The organism is Arthrobacter sp. D1-29 (assembly GCF_054130585.1).
This window is the reverse complement of sequence record NZ_CP096383.1, coordinates 3266172-3291222: the sequence shown is the minus strand read 5'-3', so window position 1 is coordinate 3291222 and position 25051 is coordinate 3266172. Positions and strand designations below refer to the sequence as shown.

Sequence of the window (25051 nt, the reverse complement as noted above, 5' to 3'; positions counted from 1 at the left end):
CCCTCCCGAACGGCTCGTCCCGCAGCGAAGGGACAGGGAGCGCTGGTTGCCAACAGCTCTTCTCCTTTTCCGGACCAGCTTCTAACCTCGGAGGTCACAGAGGTAACATTCGAGCCACCTAAGCGTCAAAAGCTTAGCCACCCCACTTACCCTAGAAGGGCGGGACCTGGTCGAGCGTATGACGAGGATTGCGGGGTTGGTCGTCCGTTCACTGTCTGGACGGGTGGTGGCCATGCATTGTTCTGTGGACGTTTTCAGAGAACATGGAAAGGCTGGTTTGGCCGAGTCGTTGGTGCTTACTTGCACGGAGTGACGCGTTGTTCTCCACAATGAATATCTTTGTCGATTCAAATACGAAGAATTTACAGGCGGCAAGCAGCAATAAATTCCTTGACAACTCGCGGCTCACACCTGCCATGCGCTTACGAGCCCAGGCATCGAGTTGTCAGAATTTTAGCAATTAGCTGGATCATGACCGATAATGCTATGGAGTATGAGCATTAGTCGAAGTCTGGATAGGGGAAGCGTGAGCACCACAAAGCGAGTAGATCTCGACCCGAGCATCGGGAACATTAGCAGCCTTCTAGCCGCTCGCGGTCGATCGTCCACGCCCCCTCCGCCGAATCTTTCCAAGACCAAATTGGCGGACACCATCGGCATCGGGTATAAGTCGGCCACGGCACACCATCCCCAGTTGAAGATTGCCACAATAGTCCACGACGAACTATATGACGAACTTGAGAAATCGTACCTCCTTATGCCGCTTATGCCCTCGTGCTTGGTCAATTCTGTGGACGATGGACAGCCAAAAATGATCATCATCCATCGTTCGGCATTTGAAAGCGGTCCATGGTTCGGTGCTGAATACGCAACAGGTGGCGTAGCCGCAGATACAATTTCCCGTCTGCTCCCGTGGAGTCGGAAACGATCCGTCCCCGTTCTTTTCATAGAGAACGGCAAGCCTGATCTGTACTTCACGGCGCGACTCCGGAGGATTGGCACTGAAATTGTGCCGTCAGAAAATACTCTTAGTCGGGTTCCTGAACAAGCGCCACGCCCTCGGGTATTTTACATCGCACATAAGTTTTCGACCGCACCGCATGTATCGACTCAAGACGGAGACATCTGAAGTGAAAGTGCTTTTTTGTCGCATCAACCAAGCTATCGAGGACGTATATGCAGACCAGATCTACGCAGTCCTACGGTCAAATTATGATGTCGATGTGGTAACAGCCGCGACCGACGCTGCGGACAGGCCGACTCCAAATCCATACCCGTCGACCAATTTTGACTTTAGCCCCGTCGAAAACAGCGCGATAGTGGGTGCTGATGTGGTCACTTTTGCGGAAAAGATCGAACGCATCGTTCAGAACGAGGGTTATGACCTCGTCATCGCACTGGGTCTGGATTTGATTGCTCAACTAATCCAGCAGAACTCACTTAGGGGACGGGTTTGGTCTGTCCTATCCGAATCCGATTTTTCAATAATCGAAGCTCAAACTAGTTTTACTCCATCTCTCGATCAGGTGGTCGAGGAATCTGCGAGGACAGTAGTCTCGCACCCAAAACGGCAAAACCAGGTTCGCCTTGCCAAGCCGCGCTTTATTCACAGAATCATTACAGTTGATGACTGCAAGTCTGTCAGTACCTTCAACCTTGCCACCGCTCAGCGTCGTGTAATGATTTATCTTCGTCCCCATTCAAACGATCCTCGCTGGGCAGACCGCGGGTATGAAATGGCCGAGTCCCTGGCTTCCTCACGAGTCCACGTAGTCGTGCTGTGCCACAATGCGCATTCAGCTTTAGGGTCGGTTCTCAGACACGACAGCCCGTATACGACTGTGATCGAACCAGCAAGTGCGGCACATCAGCTCGTCGACGGTGAGCTGATGTCCAGGTTCGCAGCGTGGCATATCTTCGTTGCCGCAGCGGATCTGGACTGCTCAGTCGTTCTTACCGATGATCTCGAAGCTGTGGAGCACGGTTTCACGAATAGCGAGCTGAAACGGAAGCTATGGCCAATCATCGACTTCCCCAGCTATGACGAATATAGGTCAGCACTCTCGAGCTATGAGCGCATAGCTGAGGCGCTGCCTCGTTTGGTCTACTTGAATGATGAGTGCCGTGCCGTCGTAGAATCTCGAATTCCAGCGTCCACATCGAAAGGGGTTCTCTTGGCTGATCCCATTTCTCCGGGTCTAGCTGGAGCAACAAAGCCCAATGCAGATGTCTTTGAAGGCTATCTCGACAGGTTCGTGGCCGACTACAGGGCCGTCCCGTGCAACTCTACTAATCGCAAGATTCTGCTGGCTGGACATGACTTTAAGTTTGCTGGTGAGTTGATTGATGTCCTACAACAAAGAGTCGACGTTGAGCTTCGAGTTGATCACTGGAAAGCGCAAAACGTACAAGATGAGGATAAAAGTCAAAGCCTTCGGGATTGGGCCGATATCGTTCTCTGCGAATTCGCATCACACAATTCCGTTTGGTATTCATGGAACAAAAAGCCTAATCAGGTGCTAGTAATTCGGTTCCACGGATATGAACTACTTTCCCCTTGGATTCAAGATATCAATCTGAACAATGTCGACAAAGTTGTTTTTGTCTCGAATTTTTACATGGAGAAAGTCTGTAACGAACTCGGATGGTCTCGTGATAAAGCGGTCGTACTGCCAAATGTTGTAGACATTCTGGATCTCAAACGTCCAAAGAATGATGGTGCTCGTTTTCATCTTGGTATCGCTGGTATTGTGCCGATTTTGAAGCGGCCAGACCGAGCATTAGATATTCTTGAGCGGCTACTTGATCTTGACAACCGCTATGTTTTGCACATCCGAGGAAGAGCGCCGTGGGAATATGGCTGGATGTGGGAAAATGAGGAAATCCGAGAAGCCTATGATGCCTTTTACGAACGCATTTCGACCAACCCACTATTGAGGCGGAGAATAGCGTTCGATGAGTTCGGTCCGGACATGGGTCGGTGGTTCCAGAACGTCGGTTGGATGTTATCGCCGAGTTACCGCGAGACGTTCCATCTTGCGCCGGTGGAAGGTATGGCGTCTGGAGCAATCCCTGTTGTGTGGGAACGCGAAGGTGCCGTGGAGATTTTTGGCGACGAGTGGGTCCATGCCAATTTGGATGCAGCGGTTGAATATATTGCAAACGTGAACCGCAACGCAGATACGTATACCGAAGTTTCGTGTGCGGCGTCAAACTACGCAGCAAGATATGATCTTCTGGTCAATGGGCAACGGTGGCTGAAGATGTTGTTCTCAACAGAGGCAGAGCACTCTGACGCGCCGAGTACAAACATTTCAGTCGATGCAATGGAAGAGCGGTTCGTCCAAAAGCCAACTTCTGAGACACTGACAAGGCTCCTCAGCGTTTTACACCGAGAGGGAGATTTAGCGCGCATCGGAGAGCTGGCCGAAGGTCACCCTCAGCTTGTTGTCGGATCAGCTCTGAAGTACGTGGCGGCTCAGAGATGGGCAGCAGGTGTTGAACGTTTAAGGGCCGCGCCCCCTCTGGTGCCCAGAAGGTCTGAGGGAGCTGCATACCTCATCGAACATGGCAGTGTCCTGTTCGCAATAAATGAGTTCTGCGAGGCGTCCCTTCAACGTGCCTGGACAGCTCCACTACTGGAAAGCGTCCAAGACGGGAAGGTCAGTATTGTTAGTGTCACGTCCGCAACAATCAACACCGTATTCCTCGATTCAGACCAGAGCCGCGAAACCATCCATGTGCAAGAATTGCCGGTCACAAGGCTTCCACTCCGCAATTCTGATGACCTTCTCCTGCCCCAGTTCATAATTGCTGCCGCCGACGCCATTGTCAGAGAAGCAAGGGCGGTCCGGCCAGCAGGAATAGCCGCTCACTCGGACTTCTGGGTCGGGCTTCCCGCACTTCTTGCGGCGCGACGACTCGGTGTGCCCTTTATGCTTGCAGACTCACCTGGTGCGGTAGATGAGGAGCTTTCTCTGATTTGCCTGGAGCAAGCTGACGCGGTTTTCGCCGGGACACCCGTTGACTGTCTGGCGGATGCCACAAATTCCTACAGGGAAGCCACAAACCAGGATGAGCAAAAAAACCTGGCGGATTTACGCGTTGGTATCATCGCAGACAACTTCACCAGTACAACCATTGCGCATTCGTTTCACACATTCCCGCTCTCGCGAAATGAAGGCTACGTCGAAGTGGCTTCGCTAGACTTGGACGCAATTTTCGTTGAGTCGGCCTGGGAGGGCGCGCAAAATCAGTGGCGCCGAGGGGTTGCTTACTATCCAGATGAGATCAAAGACCTCGAAAAGATTATTAAGGTCGCTAGAGCGCGTGGTATCCCAGTGATCTTTTGGAATAAAGAAGACCCCGTGCACTTCCGAGCCTTTGAACGAACGGCTCGGATGATGGATCACGTCTTCACCACCGACGCTGATATGGTCGGAAGATACCTGCAGAGTGCAGATTCTGCAAACCAGAGCGTTTCGTCGCTGCCCTTCTACGCTGAACCGGTAATTCATAATCCACTGCCGACAGAGCGAAAGTATATGCACACAGTGAGCTATGCGGGGACATACTACGGCGATCGTTTCAGAGAACGCTCTGAAGAATTACATAGAATTCTTGATGCTGCCAAGGTTCATGGGCTCACTATCTATGACCGTCAAGTAAATGTTCCCAACTCGCCCTATCATTTCCCTGAGGAACTCGTTCCTTATGTTCGCGAAGGTGTTCCTTACAAAGAGGTTCTCGAGGTGTACAAAGCACACCCAGTCAACATCAATGTGAATTCAGCAAATGATTCACCCACCATGTTTTCGCGCCGAGTCGTAGAAATCGCAGCGAGCGGATCCTTGGTATTAAGTGGCCGTGGACGAGGCATTACTGAGCAAATCCGAGGGATTGAAGCCACCAACTCCGACTCGAGGTGGGCAGAACTGCTTTCCACCTGGATGTCTGACGAAACGGGGCGGGTGGCAGCCGTTTGGAGACAGATGCGCACCATCACGAGGTCCCATCTGGCGGAACACGCGCTGGCTATTGTCATGCGTACCGCTGGAATACCCGTCATGGCCAGGCCTCTTCCCTCCTATGCTCTAGCGAGGAAAGGAATTGACTCTGATCAAGTGGCTGCAATTCTGCGTCAAACGTGGCGGCCAGCTGTTGTCTTCACGGATATCATTAGTGCACCGAACCGCGCAGCGCTGGAAGAGGGAGGGATCTCTGTAGCACCCGCATCACAGATTGGCCAAGTAGAGCAAAGCTGGATCGCCTCTTGGGGCAAGGTTCCCACGGATTCATATTTTGAAGATCTTCTACACGCCACACGGTTCGGAACTTACAGTGTGCTGTCAGGTCGCATGTACAGGGCCGGCGATGGCGTTGGCAATCCAATCATCGAGCTGGGAAAAAACGGAGAATTTGCTGAGCTTCACCGCGTGCCCAACGGTATGCCGACTGAGGATTCTCCACTCACATGGATCCTACCGCGTGCGGATTTCGATGAATGCTAGCTGCTTCCGCTAGCCGACCCGCGTCCCCGTCCGTTCAAGTGAAGCTTTTTGCCGTAATCATAATGTGTCCCCAATACCGTCCGGCCCGGAGGTCATGTGCCAGAGTTTGACGAGTTTTATAAAGCCCCAGTTGTCACCCTGAGTGAGCTGGATGCCTTCACTCCCAGTCTGGGTGATGACGAGACCATCTACGAGCTAGAAATCGGCGATGGCATGTTGCTGTCGTTTCTCGTAAATTGTCGTCCCAGCATCAGGGGGGAAATAAGGACCGGGTTTCATGCAGCAAAAGGACCGATAACCCCTGATGGCAGGTACTTCGCGCCGGTAGCACTCTCTCGGGCGTCAAATGCGCCCTTCGTGTTATTCTCTGATCCCACATTGTCACTGGCGCCAAAGAATCGACTGTCTTGGTATCTTGGTACCCCGGATGTTGACCCAGACAACTGGATGGAAGCGATCATCAGGAAGTTGATGGGCGTTGTAGGTGCTCGATACTTGATCCTTGAGGGCTCTTCGGCGGGCGGTTTCGTCGCCATGCGCCTAGGGGCAAGATTCGCAAACTCGGTCGCGATACCACGCATTCCGCAGACGGACATCTTCCGATATTCAATACGTCAGCCGGTGCGTGAAAGCCTCAACACGGCTTGGTCAGGGCTCTCGTACGTCGAGATTATGAAAGACTACTCACACAGATTTCGTATTGCCGACCTATATACGGACCCGTGTTGGAACCGTGGGAATCTCATATCCTATGTGCACAACGCGGGCGATACGTGGCATACGGAAGAGCATCTGAACCCCTTTCTCGAAGAAATCGGCGAGTCAGTCCATGCTTTTGTTGCACTCGAAGACAGAATGACCGTCTCAAGGCCGTACGTCGGGGTCGGCCATGTCGGCATTCCATCGTCCTTCTGGCCAGCGGAGACGGAGATGGCTTTTACGAGATTGAGAACCTGCAGGCCACTTGAAACTAACCACTCCGATGAGCCGATGTTCTCGTCACCGCGTGAAATGCGGCGTAGCTCTGCCGCAAACGAAGCGCGGCAGAGATCCATTTCACAGCATTGGGCGTCCATTCCTGGTTAGAGGGCACCCATAGGCAACCGGGCTGCACGTCGCATGGTTACTAGCTATGTCAGTTGTCTGAGGTTGTGGACTGAACTTCAGCAGGCGGGCAATACTCAGCCAGTATGCCGAGCAGGTGCGTAGACGCCCTGGTAATAAAGTGGTATGGTGCTGCGCCCCATTTGTGGCGAGCATCAGCAACCAGAACATTTGCCGGGTACTCAATGAAGCGAATCTCTGGGTACCGGCCGAGCTCGGCATAAAGGCGTTCCAGAATTTCGTTATTGGTCTTGATATATCCTTGGTTTGGAAGAAGTGCGCCGGCGCTGTCGGTGACCGCCCACCAAACCTTGTTTACGACAATTTTCGAAGCTGGACAGATTGCTAACAGTTTCGACAGGCCTTCCAGCCAGCGAGCAAAATATTCGTCGGTTCCCATTCCAATTAGCGACTTTTCTTCCACGGTGAGACCAGTGCTTTGAAGCTCGGATGAATACGCCACGACGGAATGCCCATAGTTCATTAGAGGTATTCTTTCATCAATGAGATCCAAAAGCAGAAGGTCATATTCCGAGTGACGAAGAATGGACGAAAGCTCCTTTTTCAAGTCGATTTCCACCATGCGCCTCTGGAATGAGCTTGAGATAGCAGCAGTGCGGAAGTCAGTTGTGGATGGAATCTCCGCGAAGGCACTCCCCAGTGGCGACCGCGCGACATAGTCCACGAGGTGCAAGGCGTGTGGGAATTGGAAGGCATCTCTGGAAACGCAACTCCCGTATATGAAGACGCGTAAGGGTAAATGCTCTACGGCAGTTTTAGGAGTAATCTTCTTGGAAAGCGTCGTTAGTTCATTGTTGAATCCATCACGAACACGAACTTGCACGGCTCCTGTTGATTCGGTGTCTACCTCCATGAGGCACTCCGTATCAGAAGAGAACCAGCGGACGTTACTGACGCCGCCACCTTTGTCAACTGTAAAGAAACCGAATGTGATGCCACCATAAGAGGCGGGTACGTCTCCGAGATTCACTTGCGCATATAACTGCCCATTCTTACGAAACTCAAGTTCGAGTGATAAATTCAACGCAATTAGGGACTCGATGTGCCTCAGGTCGCGAGGCTCCGTTCCCGGCTGCTGATGGGGAACCAGTTTGGATTGTTTGAGGCTGGCAACTATATCACTCACAGCCCTCACCGGATCTAGCATCTCTTTGATTATTAGGGTTACGGCGTCCGCATGCAGTGGCTGATGATCCGTGCCAAATTGCGTGACCCAAAGCAGTTGGTCGGGGTTGGCCCAGTAAACTCCTCGGCCTAAGTGTTTGAGATTAAAGGCTTCAATAAACGGAGCGGTATGGATCGGCACATGCCAATCGGTTGCATTTTGTACAAAAAGGAGGCGGCGAGGACTCCTGCCAGCCCTTGCGTCTGGAAGAAGGGACAGTTCAACACCAGCAGCATCGAATTTGCGACGTACTGCCTCCTTCCAACCTGCCGACTCCAGCAAATTCGCAGTTAGGGTCGGGTAGGCGGCTCGCAAATAATTACGAACAAATTTCTCATTATATTCGAGAATATCTGTTTGCGCATTCCAGACAAATACAGAAGCGGCATTCCCCAGCTTCTGCCCCAACCGCAGGGCGGCGAAACCTCCTCCTGAGCCTCCGATAAGAAGGAGTTCTTTCCCTGAAGCGGCGATTAGGTTCCTCAGTACCTTCAGCAGGCCTTGAGTTAGGTCCTGTTGTTCGTTTCCGGCGTACCAAGCAAGACCTAAGGTTGGGTCTAATTCCAGCGATGGGTCAGAAATTGAGATGTACGGGAAGCCGCCTTTTGCAGAGACGTTGCTGCCAGAAAAGAACGGCCCAGCTTTCAATTCACGTGATTGAACGGCACCTGACAGGAAAATTGGAATGATCTTGTTATCGCTGTATAGCGGGCTGCCACTGATAATAAGATCCAGGCTCGGCCCAGAATCTAGGGAGATTGTATGGACGCCGTCCTGCCACTTACTTTCGTTGCTGTACGCCTCGATCGAATTCCACTGGAAGTGAGTATCGGGCCATGCCGAGTAGTCCCGATCGCGGACCACGTTCATGCCTCGTCCCCCCTCAGCAAGCGAACTTCCCTCTCAAGGCTTTCAATGGCCAACTGGCTCTTCTCCTGGGCCGCTCTCGAACTCTTCATCATCGAGTAGAGTTCCTTCACTCGCTGAGCCATTGCGTCTTCCCGGTTGGTGGAGCCGTCCGCATCAGCATTGATGTCCACAAGGGAGCACTCTGCCGCGATCTTCTGCAGAGCCTCCCGGTGCAATCGCTCGGTGTACCTGTTGGAGCGTAGCAAGCGGTTGTTTAACTCAGTTTGAGCCTCTCTCAGCGTTTGCATTTGCTGCATCTGAAACTTAATGATTGAGGTTTGTTCCTGGTGTGTCCTGACTGGAGCCAATACGAACGTGGGTGAAGCATTGAAACGGCCGAGAGAAGCATAGTCCAGTTCTTCGAGAATTGCGCTGAGTCTGTCGAGGTCCTTGCCGTCGTTAATTTCACAAGAGATGAACGGGCGATCACGCTCGATCAGCGTCTTTGCGCCACAGATGACATCTAAATCCATCCCCTCGACATCAATCTTGATGAACGCCACCTTTCCTTCAATGTCCTGTTCGTCGAGCGAAGTCAGGACAATATCGCCGTTCATGGAGGGCATGAGTGAAGTTGCGCCGAGGTTTCCCTTGTTTACGGAGTGTACGTGCGCTCGACCGGAAGTTCTCCCAACGGCAAATGGGCGGACCTCGACCCGCTCGTCTGCGAAGTTGAGCTCAACACTATGGAGAAGGCATCGCAGCGCTTCTTCTACCGGCTCATAGGCGACGACGTGACAGCCCAGAACTTGAGAAAAGTACAGGGTGTGATTTCCTACGTTTGCACCTACATCGATCACTAGATCACCGGGTTTGAGGATCGAGGCAAGCGCATCGAGGAACTGGCTTTCGTAAAAGTTTCCGGTGTTCTTTATCGATGCGCTGATGTGGTCGTCCTCAGAAGACGTTGCTATTTTTATGCTTTTTCCATGAGCAGTAGCCACGACGAAGCTTAGAAAACCTGGATTGTTCTGCACTAGTGCTGGCCCCTGTAAATTCCGTAAGTCTGTTCCTTTGACTTTACCTCGCTTAGTGGCGAAGTACGCTTTCTAAAACCTACAGGATGCACTACAGCCCGAAGCAAGGCTACCGCTCCAATAGCGTAGCCGCCGGTCTTCGATATGGCTGGTGATCTCCACGGGGATATCGTGGTTGGTTGCGTTCCCGAAGTTTGTTACTGGCATGATGATGCTGTGAGCTCCAATGACCATCCTCCCGCCAGGGCTCCCGCCCAAGGCCCGGGCCAACCGGCGGCGGCTGCCCTCGCGCTGCTGGAAGCCGTGCGGCGGGACCTGTCGCACGTTTCCCTTCCGCTTGCCCTCCCGGCGGCCGGGCGCGCCCGGCAAGAGGCCCGGAATGCACTCGCACAGCTGGACGACTACATCCTGCCGCGTTACCGCAGCCTGGACGCACCGCTGCTTGCCGTCGTCGGAGGTTCCACTGGTGCAGGCAAATCGACCCTCGTCAACGCCCTGGTAGGCCATCCGGTTACGCGTTCCGGGGCCATCAGGCCAACCACGCGCCAGCCCATCCTGCTCCACCACCCTGCGGACGCGGGGTGGTTCGAAGACCAGCGCGTCCTGCCCACGCTGAGTCGGATCAGGGGCACGCTTGCCACTGATCCTGTCCCTGCCAGCCGCGCCGGAGTGACCCCGGACGCCGCCGCCATCTCCTCGCTGGTGCTGGTGGCGGACCGGGCCGTCCCGCAGGGAATTGCGGTGCTGGACGCTCCCGACGTCGACTCCATCTCCGACGACAACCGCAGACTCGCCGGTCAGCTGCTGGCTGCCGCTGACCTCTGGATCTTCGTGACCACGGCCAACCGCTATGCCGACGCCGTTCCCTGGCGGCTCCTGCTGGACGCGGCCTCGCGGGACATCATGGTGGCCGTGGTACTGGACCGGGTTCCGCCGGCAGCTGAGGCTGAAGTGAGTGCTGACCTCCTGGCTTTGCTGGACAAGGAAGGCCTCGGCGGAGCAGGACTGTTTATCGTGCAGGAGACGGAGCTAGATCCACTGGGGATGCTTCCTCCGCACGCGGTGGAGCCGCTGCGGCTGTGGCTTCAGGAGCTCGCTGCCGACGCGGCACGCCGCTCGGAGATCGCCCGCAGGACGCTCAATGGAACCGTCAGGGCACTGGCGGGACGCGTGGCCGGTGTCGCCGAAGCGCTGCAGGATCAGCAGCGCGCCGCGGCGACCCTTGAGTCAGACGCCCAGGGCGCCTACCGCGATGCTGCCGCACGCATCCTGGACGCCACCAAGGACGGCGCCCTGCTTCGCGGAGAAGTGCTTGCCCGCTGGCAGGACTTCGTGGGGACCGGCGAGTTCTTCCGGAACCTGGAACAGAACATTGGCCGTTTCCGGGACCGGGTGGGAGCATTCTTCCGGGGTGAGCCTGCTCCCGCCGTCCAGGTCGAAGTGGCCATTGAGACCGGGCTGCAGGCCGTCATCCTGGACGAGGCAGCCAACGCGGCGGAGCAAACCGACCAACGGTGGCGGGCAGACCCGGCCGGCCGGGAACTGCTCGGAACTGATGATCTTTCCGGGACCAGTCCCGGATTTGCGGACAGGACCGCCGAAGAGATCAGGGCCTGGCAGGCCAGCCTGATGGAACTGATCCGGACCGAGGGCCAAGGCAAACGGACGCAGGCCAGGTTGCTGTCCTTTGGCATCAACGGGCTGGGCGCCGCGCTGATGATTGTGGTGTTCTCCATGACGGCCGGCCTGACCGGGTTGGAGATCGGTGTGGCTGGAGGTACCGCCGTTGTAGGCCAGAAGCTGCTGGAGGCCGTTTTCGGTGAGGATGCCGTCCGCAGGCTCGCCCAGACGGCGCGCGAGGACCTCCACATCCGCTGCCAGCAGCTGCTCCGGGTGGAGCAACAGAAGTTCCTTGACCGGCTCCCGGAGTCAGACCCGGACGCTGCGCGTGTGCTGACAGGCCATTCCACCGCCTTGGCACAGCTGGCGGACTACGCATGAGCCGCCACGGTGATGCCCGCGAATCGTTGCAGCTGGACCGCCGGCTTGATGCCTTGAACGATGCCCGCCAACTCGCGGACGGGGTGCTGCCTGATGAACCGCTTGAGGAAGTGCTCCAGCTCCTGGAGCGCGCGAGTTCCAGGCGTTCACTGTCCGCGGACCACACCGTGGTGGGGTTTTTCGGTGCCACAGGCAGCGGGAAGTCAACGCTTTTCAACACCGTCAGCGGCGCCGAAATCGCGACGGCGGCGGCGCGGCGGCCCACCACATCGGAACCTTTGGCAGGCGTATGGGGAGTGGAGGGCAGTGAACCGCTGCTGGACTGGCTGGAAGTCCGCAGCCGGCACCATGCCGCCCCCGTTGACGGATTCGCGGACGAAGGCACGGGCCTGATCCTGCTGGACCTCCCGGACTTCGATTCCACCAGGGCAGCTAACCGCGAGATCGTGCAGCGCATGGTGGGGCTGGTGGATGTCCTGGTCTGGGTGCTTGACCCGCAGAAGTACGCCGACGCCGCCGTCCACAATGACTTCCTGGCGCCCCTGGCCGCCCATGGTGCCGTGACCCTGGTGGTGCTTAACCAGGTGGACCGGCTGCCTGAAAAGGACGTGGGACCGGTCCTGGAATCACTGAAGGGGATCCTGGCCCGGGACGGGCTGGGCAACGTCCAGGTCCTGGCTGCGTCGGCGCTGCTCGGTACCGGAGTGGACAGGGTGCGCAGCGCCATCCGGAAGGTTGCGGTGCAGCGCCAGGCGTTGTCTCAACGGCTGGCCGCCGACGTGGGGAAGGCTGCCCGCCTGGTTCGGGAGGCGTCCGGCGACGGCGAAGCTGCCGGAGTCAGGCCAGCCACCACCTCACGCCTTACCGATGAGCTGGCTACCGCTGCCAATGTGCCCCTCGTGGTGCGGGCCGTGGCACGTTCCTACCGGCTGGAATCCACCCGCCGCACCGGGTGGCCGGTGACACGCTGGCTCTCGCGGTTCAGGCCCGATCCGCTGCGGCGGCTCAACCTCCGCAGCGACTCTCCGGCGGAATTGAGCCGGACCTCCCTGCCGCCGGCAGGGGCACCGGAAAGGGCCAGAACCGATGCGGCGGTCCGTGAATTCGCAGACCACGCCAGCGCGGGCGCCCCTGGCCCCTGGCGGGCGGCTATCCGGGGTGCAGCCCGGGAGGGGAGGGAACGTCTGCCGGACGCCCTGGACCAGGCCATCGCGGGCACCGACCTCCTGGCATCCCGGAAGTCATGGTGGTGGGGAGTGTTCAATGTTGTCCAATGGCTGGCGCTGCTGACTGTCCTGGGCGGCCTCGGCTGGCTCGGAGTGCTTGCCGCGCTGGGGTACTTCCAGATGCCGGTCCCGGAGGTCCCGCGCGTGGAGGGCTGGCCGGTTCCCACCCTGATGATTGCCGGCGGAGTGGTCCTTGGCATCTTCCTGGCCGTGACCGGGAAGTTTATTGCCGCGGCTGCAGCGAATGCCCGGTCTGGGAAGGCCCGGAAGCGCCTCAGGAATGCCGTGGCGGAGGTAGCGCAGGAACTGGTGGTGGAGCCGGTAGAAGTGGAGATCAGCCGGCTCAACGCGTTCAACGCGGCGCTCAAGACGGCCTTCGGCAAGTGAGCCGCGGCGCCACTATGTGCGCATATTGGTCTTTGTGCGCATATTGGCTCGGCCGCTCTATGCGAGCGCGGCGGCCGCGTCACGGACCTTGATCAGTGTCCTGAGGTTCCGGGTGGTGGTGGTTGCCTTGAATCGTGCCTTGGACGATATCTTGCTGAAGGGGCTGTCCAGTGTCCCGCCCGCGGGGGCGAGCCAGGCCAGGGCCTCCGGTCCAAGCCGTTTCTGCTCCGAGCCCTCAAGGGCGGCGCCGGCGGCATCGAGCTCGTCCAGCATGGCGGCGTCGGAGGCCAGCGTGATGTAGGTGTGGGTTTTCCTGTCATCCTCCGGGTAGGGGCAGGCGTCCACTAACTCGGCCACCCGCCCGGCGGCCAGGACAACCACCCAGGCATCGTAACCAAACGAGGCGCGAAGGCAGTCCTCGATCTGCTGCTTGACGGCGGCGGCGCCATGCTCACTGGCGAGCACCACATTTCCGCTGGCCAGCAGGGTCTTGACGTCCGTGAACCCGCAGGACGTGAGGGCGTCCCTCAGGTCTGCCATCCTGATGTTGATTCCGCCCACGTTGATGCCATGGAGAAACACTGCGTAACCGCTCATATGCAACAGCCTAGTGTTGGGAACAGCCTGTGCCGGGGATGCTCCGGACCTGGGGCGCTGAAGGTTGCGCGGTCAGTCGTTGTTCTTGCGCAGGGCTTCGGTAAGAATCCTGCCGGCGTTGCAGACCACTTCGGCGTGTAGCCTGCCAGGCTGGCGGGTGAGGCGCTCGATAGGGCCGGAAATGGAGACCGCAGCGATTACGCGGCCGGAGGGTCCACGGACCGGCGCTGAAACGGAGGCGACCCCCGGCTCACGCTCGCCAAGGCTCTGGCCCCAACCCCGCCGTCGTACTCCTGCCAGCACAGTAGGCGTGAACCTTGCGGACTGAAGGCCTTCCAGGAGGCGGTCATGGTCTTCCCAGGCCAGCAGGACCTGCGCGGCAGATCCTGCCTTCATGGACAGCTGGGTACCAACGGGGATGGTGTCACGCAGGCCAATGGGCCGTTCGGCCGAGGCGACGCATACACGCCAGTCCCCCTGCCGGCGGAAGATTTGCGCGCTTTCACCGGTGGCGTCGCGCAACTGCATCAGGACGGGGCCTGCGGAGGCGATCAGGCGGTCCTCTCCGGCAGCGGATGCCAGTTCCACAAGCCTGCTGCCCAGCACAAAACGCCCCTGAATATCGCGGCTTACCAGCCGGTGATGGACCAGAGCCAGGGCAAGCCTGTGGACGGTTGGCCGGGCCAGTCCTGTCGCCGCCACCAGCTGTGCCAGGGTGGTGGGGCCCGCCTCAAGTGCATCAAGCACATGGGCCGCTTTATCAATGACTCCGACTCCACTAGAATTGTCCATGTAATGATATTGCCGTCTCAATATCTGAGATGCAAATGTTTCGGCTGGCATATTCCACAGCCATCCTGATTCAGTGTTAATAGCAGGCAATCCGCAGTCAAGCAGCAGTGAAGGGAGATGGCCGTGGCAAAGACACTGGCCGAGAAAGTCTGGGACGCACATGTGGTGCGCAAAGGCGACGGCGAAGGAGTCAACGCCCAGCCAGACCTTCTCTTCATCGACCTGCACCTGGTGCACGAGGTCACGTCACCGCAGGCATTTGAAGGCCTGCGCCTGGCTGGCCGGAAGCTGCGGCGGCCGGACCTGACAATCGCCACCGAGGATCACAACACACCCACGCTGGACATCGACAAGCCCATTGCCGACCTGACCAGCCGCACCCAGATCCAGACCCTGCGCAACAACTGCGCCGAGTTCGGCGTCCGGCTGCACTCACTCGGCGACGCCGAGCAGGGGATTGTGCACGTTGTCGGCCCGCAGCTCGGCCTGACGCAGCCGGGCATGACAGTTGTCTGCGGTGATTCCCACACGTCCACGCACGGCGCATTCGGGGCGCTGGCCATGGGGATCGGCACGTCCGAAGTTGAGCATGTCATGGCCACGCAGACCCTGTCCCTCAAGCCATTCAAGACCATGGCGATCAACGTCGAGGGCACACTGCGCCCGGGTGTCAGCGCCAAGGACATCATCCTGGCCGTGATTGCCAAGATCGGCACCGGCGGCGGCCAGGGCTACGTCCTGGAGTACCGCGGTTCCGCCATCCGTGCATTGTCCATGGAAGCCCGGATGACCATCTGCAACATGTCCATTGAGGCGGGCGCCCGTGCGGGCCTCGTCGCGCCGGACCAGACCACCTACGATTACATGTTTGGCCGCCCGCATGCGCCCCAGGGCGCAGAGTGGGACGCCGCCGTCGAGTACTGGAACACGCTGCGGACCGACGACGAGGCAACGTTTGACGTTGAGGTGGACCTCGACGCCGATACCCTGGAGCCGTTCGTCACGTGGGGGACCAACCCGGGACAGGGTGTTTCGCTGTCCTCGAAAGTTCCCTCGCCGGAGGACTTCGGTGACGAAAACGCCAAGGCCGCCGCAGAGCGCGCCCTGCAGTACATGGGCTTGGAAGCCGGAACGCCCATGAAGGACATCCGCGTGGACACCGTGTTCCTGGGCTCGTGCACCAACTCCCGTATGGAGGACCTCCGGGCCGCCGCGGACATCATCCGCGGACGGCAGAAGGACCCGAACATCAGGATGCTGGTGGTTCCCGGTTCGGCCCGTGTGCGGCTCGAAGCCGAAGCTGAAGGCCTGGACAAGGTCTTCACGGACTTCGGCGCCGAATGGCGTTTCGCCGGGTGCTCCATGTGCCTTGGCATGAACCCGGACCAGCTTGAAGTGGGAGAGCGCTGCGCGTCCACCTCCAACCGCAACTTCGAGGGCCGCCAGGGCAAGGGCGGCCGCACCCACCTCGTTTCTCCGGTGGTGGCAGCAGCCACAGCTGTCCGCGGCACGCTGAGCTCGCCGTCGGATCTTGATCCCGCCCCGGAATCTGCCGCCATCCGCACCAACGCAGCCTAGGACACGCCATGGAAAAGTTCACCACGCACACCGGAATCGGCGTCCCGCTGCGCCAAAGCAACGTTGACACGGACCAGATCATCCCTGCCGTCTACCTCAAGCGGATCACCCGCACCGGCTTTGAAGACGCACTGTTCTCGGCCTGGCGCAAAGACCCGTCCTTCATCCTGAACCAGGCGCCCTTCAATACCGGCTCCGTACTGGTTGCAGGACCGGACTTCGGCACAGGCTCGTCCCGTGAACACGCAGTCTGGGCGTTGAAGGACTACGGCTTCAAGACCGTCCTGTCCTCCCGGTTCGCAGACATCTTCCGCGGCAACTCGGGCAAACAGGGGCTGCTGGCCGCCGAGCTCGCCCAGGATGACATCGAGCTGATCTGGAAAGAGCTGGAGAACGCCCCCGGCACCGAAGTCACTGTTGACCTGGTGTCCAAGACAGTCATCTGCGGCAACATCGTGGCTCCGTTCGACATCGATGATTACACCCGCTGGCGCCTCCTCGAGGGCCTGGATGACATCGGGCTCACCCTTCAGCACGAAGCCGACATCACCGCCTACGAGGCCACCAGGCCGGCGTTCAAACCCACCACGTTGCCCGCGCGCCTTTCCTAGGTGTCTGACCTGAGAGGTTGGTAGCGCTGCTGGCGGTTTGGCTTACCTTTTCAGGAAAGTATGACCTCGGTGGATGATCGTAGTGCTTGATGTCCGGGCCAGCGCGTCCTTGCAGACAAGGGGTGACAGGATCCTAGTCCGTCAGGTCGCCGGTTCGGCGCCGAACCGGATCTTGTTCCGTTTCCCGCCCGCCTGCCCAGGGCTGCTGTGTCCGCTGGCGTCAGGGATTAGTCCGAGGATCGGGCCACCCGGAGCCTGCCCCTCGGCATCTGGTTCGTATTAGCATAGGACGTGACGACCCTTCTGGACCGGACTCTCGACCTGCCTCCCTCCGCTCAGAGGTCTTCTTCTTGTCACGTTACACACCGCATGTAGCTAACGTCTGTGGGCCAATCCGCATAGGCCGCAATCTGGAACTGCGCTGCCCTGACGGAGCTGATCGCTACGAGGCCATAGGCATCTGGATCTCATAAGGGACATCTACTGGGGTAAGTCCGACCTCGGATGACCCGCCACAATCTGCGCAGAATAGCGAGTCCGCCAGCTCGCCACAGCATTGGCATCTGTGTTCCAGGGCGGTTAGAGACACTGTGGAGTTCGTCATCCCACTAACATTGCGCTGCTGAGCTTGGAGAATTATGGAAATTTGCCAATAAGCTGCCCTAAGTGGGCTCGCCGTCTTCAGCTTTTGTGGCCAAAGCGTCGGAGCGCATGTGTTGCTGGCAGTCCTCGCAGAAGACCGTTTCCGTGATCTCGCCGCAGCACTGGCAGCGGTGCTCCAATGCACTCGGCTCCACCTTGTACTTAACCATGTCTCCATGCTCCGCCAATGTGTAAGGCGAAGTAAGCGCCGTCCCTACCTAACGTTACTTGGGCGGCTGGCGGTGCGGCCGGTGCCGCAGTGGGACACAACAGTTCGAGATCGCTGACTACACACGCTGGCGACTGCTGGAGGGGCCTTGACGACCTCGGGCTCATCCTCCAGCACGAATAGGACCTTCACGGCCTACGAGCCACGCGCCCGTCGCTCAAGTCGAAGACGTTGCCCGCGTGCCTTTCCTAGGCTGTTTGATGGAAATGCCCTGCCGAAACCTCGGTTTCGGCAGGGCATTTCCCATCTCGAGCATCCCCTGAGATATGCGCCTATGGTGACACGGATGCGCTGGGGGTGGAGGTTTTTCCGAGTGCTGTGTAGCCGGTCTTGCGCCCGATGACGCGGACGGTGATGGGTTTTCCGGCGTCGGTTGCCGTCAGCTTATGGGTGGTTGTGGCGGCCCCGGTGATGGCGATTCCTGCGCGGTACCACTGGTAGGTCAGTGTTACGGGCGCTGGGGACCATGTTCCTGGGGTCGCGGTGAGTGTGTAGCCGACTTTGGTGGTGCCTGTGATTGTGGGTACCGGCGCAGTCAGTGTGCCCGTGATGGCTGCGGTGGGGGTGGAGGTTTTTCCGAGTGCTGTGTAGCCGGTCTTGCGCCCGATGACGCGGACGGTGATGGGTTTTCCGGCGTCGGTTGCCGTCAGCTTATGGGTGGTTGTGGCGGCCCCGGTGATGGCGATTCCTGCGCGGTACCACTGGTAGGTCAGTGTTACGGGCGCTGGGGACCATGTTCCTGGGGTGGCGGTGAGTGTGTAGCCGACTTTGGTGGTGCCTGTGATTGTGGGTACCGGCGCAGTCAGTGTGCCCGTGATGGCTGCGGTGGGGGTGGACGTTTTTCCGAGTGCTGTGTAGCCGGTCTTGCGCCCGATGACGCGAACGGTGATGGTTTTGCCGATGTCTGATGTTGTCAATTTGTAGGTGCTGGCGGTGGCGCCTGGGATGGCGATTCCGGTGCGATACCACTGGTAGCTGAGCGTGACGGGCGCGGGGGACCAGGTCCCTGGTGCGGCAGTGAGGGTGTACCCGGCTCTGGGGCTACCGCTGATTACCGGCACCCCTGGGATCAAAGTGGCAGGGCTGGTGCTTGCCATGACGTTGAGGGTGGCAAGGGTTTGGAAGCCGGTGCCGTTGTTGCCGATGGTGTCACGGAGGGGATAGAGGGTCACCGTCCAGGCGCCGGTTGCGGCGCCTTGGGGGATGGTTATGGATCGTTCCCAGGTGCCATCTTGGGGGGTGCCGGACACTAGGGCCATGCTGCCGAATCCCTGGCTTTGCCCGGTTGCGTCATGGCCGACGGTCAGGGTGGGGGCGGCTGTGCCGGTGGCGTCAGTGATTTGTACCGTGACTGTGGTGGTGGCCGGGCCCGCGGCGATGTTCAGGTCAAGAGGTGTCACCGTGGACGAAACCAGCACCGGCCCGGCCACATCAGAGGCCGTTCCTGTGACGTTGAGGGTGGCAAGGGTTTGGAAGCCGGTGCCGTTGTTGCCGATGGTGTCACGGAGGGGATAGAGGGTCACCGTCCAGGCGCCGGTTGCGGCGCCTTGGGGGATGGTTATGGATCGTTCCCAGGTGCCATCTTGGGGGGTGCCGGACACTAGGGCCATGCTGCCGAATCCCTGGCTTTGCCCGGTTGCGTCATGGCCGACGGTCAGGGTGGGGGCGGCTGTGCCGGTGGCGTCAGTGATTTGTACCGTGACTGTGGTGGTGGCCGGGCCCGCGGCGATGTTCAGGTCAAGAGGTGTCACCGTGGACGAAACCAGCACCGGCCCGGCCACATCAGAGGCCGCCAAAGCCGCCGGCCCCATGACGATCGGTAGGGGCATCAGAATGACTACAAGGCAAAAAGCGGCGAAGATGTTGAAGTTATTCGACTTCCTATTACCAAAACTCAATGTGCCCCCAATAGTGCATCAACTGACGCACTGTATAGTCCTTCTGTCCGCAGCTACGGACCTCGTGATTGTACTCGGGACCTTCCACCTATGTGGCTTCGCTTGCCTGCGGATGAGGGGGCAGGAGACTGAGGTTTGTCCTCTGTTAAGGTTCTTCAATGCAGAAAAACGTGATGATCTATGGCAGTGACGTGTCAAGGCACACGTTCGATGGGCTCGGAACAGGGTACAAACTGCTGGCTCATGTGAGGCGTCAGTCGATGATCAGCGCGTTGTCCCGGCCTACAGATCTCCTCCAAATGGACGCAAATGAACGAACCTTTCAAGACCGTTCCCTGGAGGGCGATTTGAAATCGCACTTGTTGCCGACGCTGCGGAGGTTCGCGGCGAACATCGACCTACTTTTCATAGACCTGAGGGATGAACGGCTGGGCGTGATTCGGCTACCGGACGGCTGCTACGTCACACAGTCAAAGGAGCTGGAACGATCAGGGCGGCTGGAAAATGTGCAGGGAACTCAACGCCACATTGGCCCTGCCACGGAAGACCACTGGCGATTATGGGAGTCGGCGGCCACCAGGCTGTTCGGGGCGTTGACCACTATGGGCCTGCGTGAGAAGACCCTGGTGCTGAGTACGCCATTGAACCAGCTCCCCAAATCCGGAGAGCCCCTGGACAGCACCCACGTAACCAGTGATGCGGAGCTGAACGCCTACTTCGCCGAGTGCTGCGCGCACATTAAGAGTCTTGGCTACAAAGTGCTGACGGTGCCCGAGCAACTCTCCGTTGCATGCTGAGCGTAGTCGGGCATACGCAGACTACTATTTTGCTCGAGAAGCGAACATGGGGATAGCCGATCATATGAGGGACGCTGTTACCGCAACCTCCGACGCCCAGGGAGGCCAGGAGGGGCGCCATGGTATTGGCCTCGTGGCCTCTGTATTTCGGTTCGGTAAAGCGACCTCCTATGCTTAGCAGGAGCCTTTGCAAGGATTTGGGGGCGAGTAATCGTAAGGAAACCGGTATATGAGTAGTGTTCTGACAATCCGCGGCGGCGTCCCGCTGACAGGCCGCGTCACCGTCCGCGGGGCCAAGAATTTGGTCCCCAAGGCAATGGTGGCAGCGTTGCTGGGAAACGAACCGTCGGTGTTGCGGAACGTTCCGGAGATCAAGGACGTGGAGGTTGTCACCTCGCTCCTGCAGCTGCACGGAGTAACTGTGGTGAAGGATCCCGTCACCGGAGACCTCACCCTTGACCCGAAGGCTGCCAAGACTGCTCCCAGTACTGCCATCGACGCGCATGCAGGCGATTCCAGGATTCCCATCCTGCTGTGCGGGCCCCTCATCCACGCGATCGGGGAGGCTTTCATCCCTGATCTGGGCGGCTGCAAGATCGGCGACCGGCCCATCGACTACCACCTCAACGTCCTGCGCCAGTTCGGTGCCGTGGTCGAAAAGCGGCCTGGCGGCATCCACATCTCCGCGCCCAAAGGCCTGCACGGGGCAAAAATCTCCCTTCCCTACCCCTCCGTCGGCGCTACCGAACAGGTGCTGCTCAGCGCCACCCGTGCGGAAGGCATCACGGAACTCGAGGGCGCAGCCACCGAGCCGGAGATCATCGACCTCATCGCGGTGCTGCAGAAAATGGGCGCCATCATCAGCGTCCAGACGGACCGGACCATCCGCATCGAAGGCGTCAGGGACCTGGGCGGCTATAACCACCGTGCCCTCTCAGACCGCAACGAATCGGCTTCGTGGGCATCAGCTGCCCTGGTGACGCGCGGGGACATCTTTGTGGAAGGAGCTTCCCAGCGGGACATGATGACGTTCCTGAACACCTACCGCAAGGTGGGTGGCGGCATGGACATCGGTGAGGACGGCATTCGTTTCTACCACCGGGGCGGGAAGCTCAATCCACTGGTGCTGGAGACCGACGTACACCCGGGCTTCATGACCGACTGGCAGCAGCCGCTGGTGGTGGCCCTGACCCAGGCCGAGGGCGTCTCGATCGTGCACGAGACCGTCTATGAAAATCGCTTTGGGTTCACCGACGCCCTGATCAGGATGGGCGCCAGCATCCAGGTGCACCGCGAATGCCTGGGAAGCGTGCCCTGCAGGTTCGGCCAGCGCAACTTCCTCCACTCCGCTGTCATTTCCGGACCGATGCAGCTCAAGGGCACCGATATCGATGTCCCGGACCTGCGCGGCGGCTTCAGCCACCTGATTGCCGCCCTGGCGGCCACCGGCACCTCACGGGTCACCGGGATCGACATCATCAACCGGGGCTATGAGCGGTTCACGGAAAAGCTTGCCGGCCTCGGGGCCGATTTCGACATCACCTCAGCAAAGTAGCGGTGGACAGTGAAGGAAACGGCCAAAAGCCAGGCCACGTTTGTGGTCATCGCCGCGATAGCGCGCACCCTGCTGAACCTTATGATGGCCAAAAAATGGGAGGGCACCGAGAAGCTGCCACCCGGCGGCTTCATCGCCGCGCCCAACCACTGCACCGAAATCGATCCCCTTATCGTGGGGCACCTGCTCTACAACCAGAAGCGCGCGCCGCACTTCCTGGCGAAGGCCACCCTCTTTAGGGTCCCCGCGCTGGGCTGGATCCTGCGGGCCACCAAGCAGATCCCGGTGGAACGCTCGACGGCGGGAGCCAACCGGTCGCTCCAGCTCGCCCAGGAGATCGTGGCCGAGGGCGGTGCGATCATCATTTATCCAGAGGGCACGCTGACCCGCGACCCCGACCTGTGGCCCATGAAGGGCCACACCGGCGCAGCCAGGCTGGCTTTGGAAGCTGGAATCCCCGTGGTGCCCATAGCCCACTGGGGTGCCCACGAAGTGTTTCCCCGCTATGCCAAGGGGTTCCACCTGTTCCCGCGCAAAACGTCGCGGGTTGTGGTGGGTGACCCGGTGGACCTCAGCGCCTTTTCCGGCCGCCCGCTGGATAAGGCCACACTGACAGCTGCAACGGACGCCATTATGGATGCCGTGACGGCGCTGCTGGCCGGAATCAGGGGAGAGGAAGCTCCCGCCGAGCGCTGGGACCCCTCCAAGCACAACCAGGCCAAGCACGGGCGGTTTGTGGAAGGCGGCCCCCGGACAGGCGGCTCTGATAAACCTTCGGCTACCGGGACTGGCCGCGAGGCGGACGGCTCATGAGGCCTGACGGAAGCCACCCGGGCGCTGCGAAGTCTGTCGCTGTCCTTGGCGCAGGCTCGTGGGGGACCACCTTCGCCAAAATCCTCGCCGATGCTGCCACCGCTGCCGGACACCACCGGAGCATCAGGTTATGGGGCAGGCGCAGCGAAGTGGTGGAGCAGATTAACAGCAGCCACCGCAACTTTCAGTACCTGAAAGACATCCCCTTGCCGGACGTCATCGTGGCGTCCACGAACGTCCGTGAAGTCCTTAATGGCGCAGACCTTGTTGTCCTGGCCGTGCCGGCACAATCGCTCCGGCTCCAGCTTCGCGAGTGGAAGTCCATGATTGCTCCGGACGCCATGGTGGTGTCCCTGATGAAGGGACTGGAACTAGGCACCGACGCTCGCATGAGCGAGGTCATCGGCGAAGAACTGGGAATCCCCGGCAGCCGCATTGCCGTGGTGTCCGGCCCCAACCTTGCCATGGAAATTGCCCGCGAAGAACCCACAGCTTCCGTGGTGGCATGCACGGACGCCGCAGCAGCCGGCTGGATCGCACGAAGCTGCACCGCTCCGTACTTCCGCCCCTACACCACCACAGATGTTGTGGGTGTGGAAATCGGCGGCATCGTCAAGAACGTCATCGCGCTTGCCGTGGGCATCTGCGAAGGAAAGCAGATGGGGGACAACACCAAGGCCTCAGTCATCACCCGCGGGCTGGCGGAAACCTCAAGGCTGGCGCTTGCCCTGGGCGGCGAGGCACAAACCATGGCGGGACTGGCGGGGCTGGGCGATCTTGTGGCCACGTGCTCGTCGCCGCTGTCCAGGAACCATACAGCGGGCCGGCTCCTGGGCCAGGGGCTCACGCTGGACGAAGTGGCCCAGAAGATGACCCAAACCGCGGAAGGCATCAAGTCCGGCCAGGCCGTGCACGAGCTCGCCGGAAAGCTGGGCGTGGAAATGCCCATTACTGCCGCCGTGGTTGCCGTCCTGGCGGGCAAACTGTCCGTTGACCAACTGGGGCCGCTGTTGCTGGCCCGGGACCTGAAACCCGAAGGCGATTATTGACATGTCCGGTGAAGACAAACTGGCTGCAGAAGCTTCAGCCGCTCAACGGAAACCAAGAGTGGCGGTGCTGTTTGGCGGCCGTTCCAGCGAACATGCCGTGAGCTGTGTAACCGCCGCCGGCGTTCTCGGCGCCATCAACAAGGACAAGTACGACGTCATCCCCATCGGGATTGCCAAGTCGGGGCAATGGGTGCTCGCTGCCGCGGACACTGCCCAATGGTCCCTGTCCTCGGAGTCGCTGCCGGAGGTGCCGCCGTCGTCGAAAACAGTGACACTCGCCGAAATTGGTGGTGACCACCAGTTGATTGTCGCTTCCCCCAATGAAGTGCCGCAGGAACTAGGAACCGTTGATGTGGTCTTTCCCCTTCTCCATGGTCCCTTTGGTGAGGATGGCACCATCCAGGGGCTCCTGGAACTTTCTGACACCCGGTATGTGGGCGCCGGGGTCCTGGCGTCGGCGGTAGGCATGGACAAGCACTACATGAAGGTGGTGTTTGAGGCAGCCGGGCTCCATGTGGGGCCCTACGTTGCCGTTACTGACCGGCAATGGCTTAAGGACCCGGAAGCGGTCCGGAAGCAGGTGGACCTGCTTGGTTTTCCGGTGTTCGTCAAACCGGCCCGGGCCGGATCATCCATGGGGATTTCCAAGGTGGATTCCATGGAGGGGCTGGATGCCGCCGTCGAAGAAGCACGCAGGCACGACCTCAAGCTTGTTATCGAGGCAGGCATTACCGGCCGTGAAATCGAGTGCGCCGTATTGGAAGGCCGTGGAACGGATGCCCCACGCACCTCCATGCCGGGTGAAATCTCGGTAGCAGGCGGCAGCCACGAGTTCTACGATTTCAACGCCAAGTACGTCGAGGATGACGCCGCCGCCCTGAGCTGCCCGGCAGACATCCCGGAAGAAGCCATCGCCCGGGTGCGGGATCTGGCGGCTGCCGCCTTTGATGCGGTGGGGGCCGAAGGGCTCAGCCGCGTTGACTTCTTCTACACCCCCGACGGCGACGTGATCATTAACGAGATCAACACCATGCCGGGATTCACGCCCAAGAGCATGTATCCCCAGATGTGGGCGGCGTCCGGGCTGAGCTATGCGGAACTGATTGATGAACTGATCTACCTCGCGCTGAACCGGAAGACGGGGTTGCGCTAGTCCCCACCACCGGCACTGGTCCCCAGCACCGCCCGCC

17 protein-coding genes are annotated in these 25051 nt (G+C 59.3%); 11 read left to right on the top strand and 6 right to left on the bottom strand.

The features are described from left to right. Nucleotides 1-1130: 1130 nt before the first annotated feature. Together M1E17_RS14820 and M1E17_RS14815 are read left to right on the top strand one after the other, a co-directional pair. Nucleotides 1131-5510 carry a glycosyltransferase family protein gene (locus M1E17_RS14820; RefSeq protein WP_457962752.1) on the top strand — a complete coding sequence of 1460 codons (4380 nt, stop codon included), beginning with the start codon at nucleotides 1131-1133 and terminating at the stop codon, nucleotides 5508-5510. 96 nt (nucleotides 5511-5606) lie between these two features. After that, a complete protein-coding gene (locus tag M1E17_RS14815) occupies nucleotides 5607-6596 on the top strand; it encodes a hypothetical protein (protein ID WP_457962751.1) in 990 nt (329 codons plus the stop codon). Between the two features lie 49 nt (nucleotides 6597-6645). On the opposite strand, the gene M1E17_RS14810 is transcribed toward M1E17_RS14815, so the two are convergent. Both M1E17_RS14810 and M1E17_RS14805 read right to left on the bottom strand, forming a co-directional pair. Next, nucleotides 6646-8670, bottom strand: a complete 2025-nt coding sequence (locus M1E17_RS14810) for a DUF6270 domain-containing protein (protein WP_457962750.1) — start codon at nucleotides 8668-8670, stop codon at nucleotides 6646-6648. Beyond that, nucleotides 8667-9686 carry an FkbM family methyltransferase gene (locus M1E17_RS14805; protein WP_457962749.1) on the bottom strand — a complete coding sequence of 340 codons (1020 nt, stop codon included), beginning with the start codon at nucleotides 9684-9686 and terminating at the stop codon, nucleotides 8667-8669. Before M1E17_RS14805 ends, M1E17_RS14810 begins: the two co-directional genes overlap by 4 nt. A gap of 144 nt (nucleotides 9687-9830) precedes the next feature. On the opposite strand from M1E17_RS14805, the gene M1E17_RS14800 reads away from it, so the two are divergent. Further along, complete coding sequence (locus M1E17_RS14800; RefSeq protein WP_457962748.1) at nucleotides 9831-11687, top strand: dynamin family protein; 1857 nt, start codon at nucleotides 9831-9833, stop codon at nucleotides 11685-11687. Beyond that, entirely contained in the window at nucleotides 11684-13300 is a 1617-nt protein-coding gene (locus tag M1E17_RS14795; protein ID WP_457962747.1) for a GTPase, read from the top strand. Before M1E17_RS14800 ends, M1E17_RS14795 begins: the two co-directional genes overlap by 4 nt. A 57-nt stretch (nucleotides 13301-13357) precedes the next feature. On the opposite strand, the gene M1E17_RS14790 is transcribed toward M1E17_RS14795, so the two are convergent. Beyond that, nucleotides 13358-13897: a DUF1697 domain-containing protein gene (locus tag M1E17_RS14790; protein ID WP_457962746.1), complete on the bottom strand. Its 540-nt coding sequence runs from the start codon at nucleotides 13895-13897 to the stop codon at nucleotides 13358-13360. Between the two features lie 72 nt (nucleotides 13898-13969). After that, nucleotides 13970-14689: an IclR family transcriptional regulator gene (locus M1E17_RS14785; RefSeq protein ID WP_066292257.1), complete on the bottom strand. Its 720-nt coding sequence runs from the start codon at nucleotides 14687-14689 to the stop codon at nucleotides 13970-13972. Nucleotides 14690-14812: 123 nt separating this feature from the next. Between M1E17_RS14785 and leuC the strand changes: the two genes are divergently transcribed. Together leuC and leuD are read left to right on the top strand one after the other, a co-directional pair. Continuing rightward, the gene (gene leuC, locus M1E17_RS14780; protein WP_457962745.1) at nucleotides 14813-16267 is read left to right on the top strand and encodes a 3-isopropylmalate dehydratase large subunit; all 1455 of its coding nucleotides are present in this window, start codon (nucleotides 14813-14815) and stop codon (nucleotides 16265-16267) included. Between the two features lie 8 nt (nucleotides 16268-16275). Continuing rightward, complete coding sequence (gene leuD / locus M1E17_RS14775; RefSeq protein ID WP_457962744.1) at nucleotides 16276-16878, top strand: 3-isopropylmalate dehydratase small subunit; 603 nt, start codon at nucleotides 16276-16278, stop codon at nucleotides 16876-16878. 662 nt (nucleotides 16879-17540) lie between these two features. Here the strand turns inward: leuD and M1E17_RS14770 are convergent. Then, nucleotides 17541-17690 (bottom strand): hypothetical protein, encoded by a 150-nt coding sequence (locus M1E17_RS14770; protein WP_457962743.1) that lies wholly within the window; start codon nucleotides 17688-17690, stop codon nucleotides 17541-17543. A 331-nt stretch (nucleotides 17691-18021) separates the two neighbouring features. Further along, nucleotides 18022-19578: a hypothetical protein gene (locus tag M1E17_RS14765; protein WP_457962742.1), complete on the bottom strand. Its 1557-nt coding sequence runs from the start codon at nucleotides 19576-19578 to the stop codon at nucleotides 18022-18024. 227 nt (nucleotides 19579-19805) lie between these two features. Here M1E17_RS14765 and M1E17_RS14760 point away from each other — a divergent pair, with 227 nt between their 5' ends. The 5 genes from M1E17_RS14760 to M1E17_RS14740 all read left to right on the top strand — a co-directional run bounded on the left by M1E17_RS14760 (nucleotide 19806) and on the right by M1E17_RS14740 (nucleotide 25014). After that, on the top strand, nucleotides 19806-20444 hold the full coding sequence (locus tag M1E17_RS14760) for a DUF6270 domain-containing protein (protein ID WP_457962741.1): 639 nt from the start codon (nucleotides 19806-19808) through the stop codon (nucleotides 20442-20444). A gap of 229 nt (nucleotides 20445-20673) precedes the next feature. Further along, a complete protein-coding gene (gene murA / locus M1E17_RS14755; protein ID WP_457962740.1) occupies nucleotides 20674-21999 on the top strand; it encodes a UDP-N-acetylglucosamine 1-carboxyvinyltransferase in 1326 nt (441 codons plus the stop codon). Between the two features lie 9 nt (nucleotides 22000-22008). Continuing rightward, nucleotides 22009-22812: a lysophospholipid acyltransferase family protein gene (locus M1E17_RS14750; protein ID WP_457962739.1), complete on the top strand. Its 804-nt coding sequence runs from the start codon at nucleotides 22009-22011 to the stop codon at nucleotides 22810-22812. Continuing rightward, nucleotides 22809-23861: an NAD(P)H-dependent glycerol-3-phosphate dehydrogenase gene (locus M1E17_RS14745; protein ID WP_457962738.1), complete on the top strand. Its 1053-nt coding sequence runs from the start codon at nucleotides 22809-22811 to the stop codon at nucleotides 23859-23861. The genes M1E17_RS14750 and M1E17_RS14745 overlap by 4 nt, the downstream gene beginning before the upstream one ends. A 1-nt stretch (nucleotide 23862) precedes the next feature. Next, nucleotides 23863-25014 (top strand): D-alanine--D-alanine ligase family protein, encoded by a 1152-nt coding sequence (locus tag M1E17_RS14740; RefSeq protein WP_457962737.1) that lies wholly within the window; start codon nucleotides 23863-23865, stop codon nucleotides 25012-25014. Nucleotides 25015-25051 lie beyond the last annotated feature (37 nt).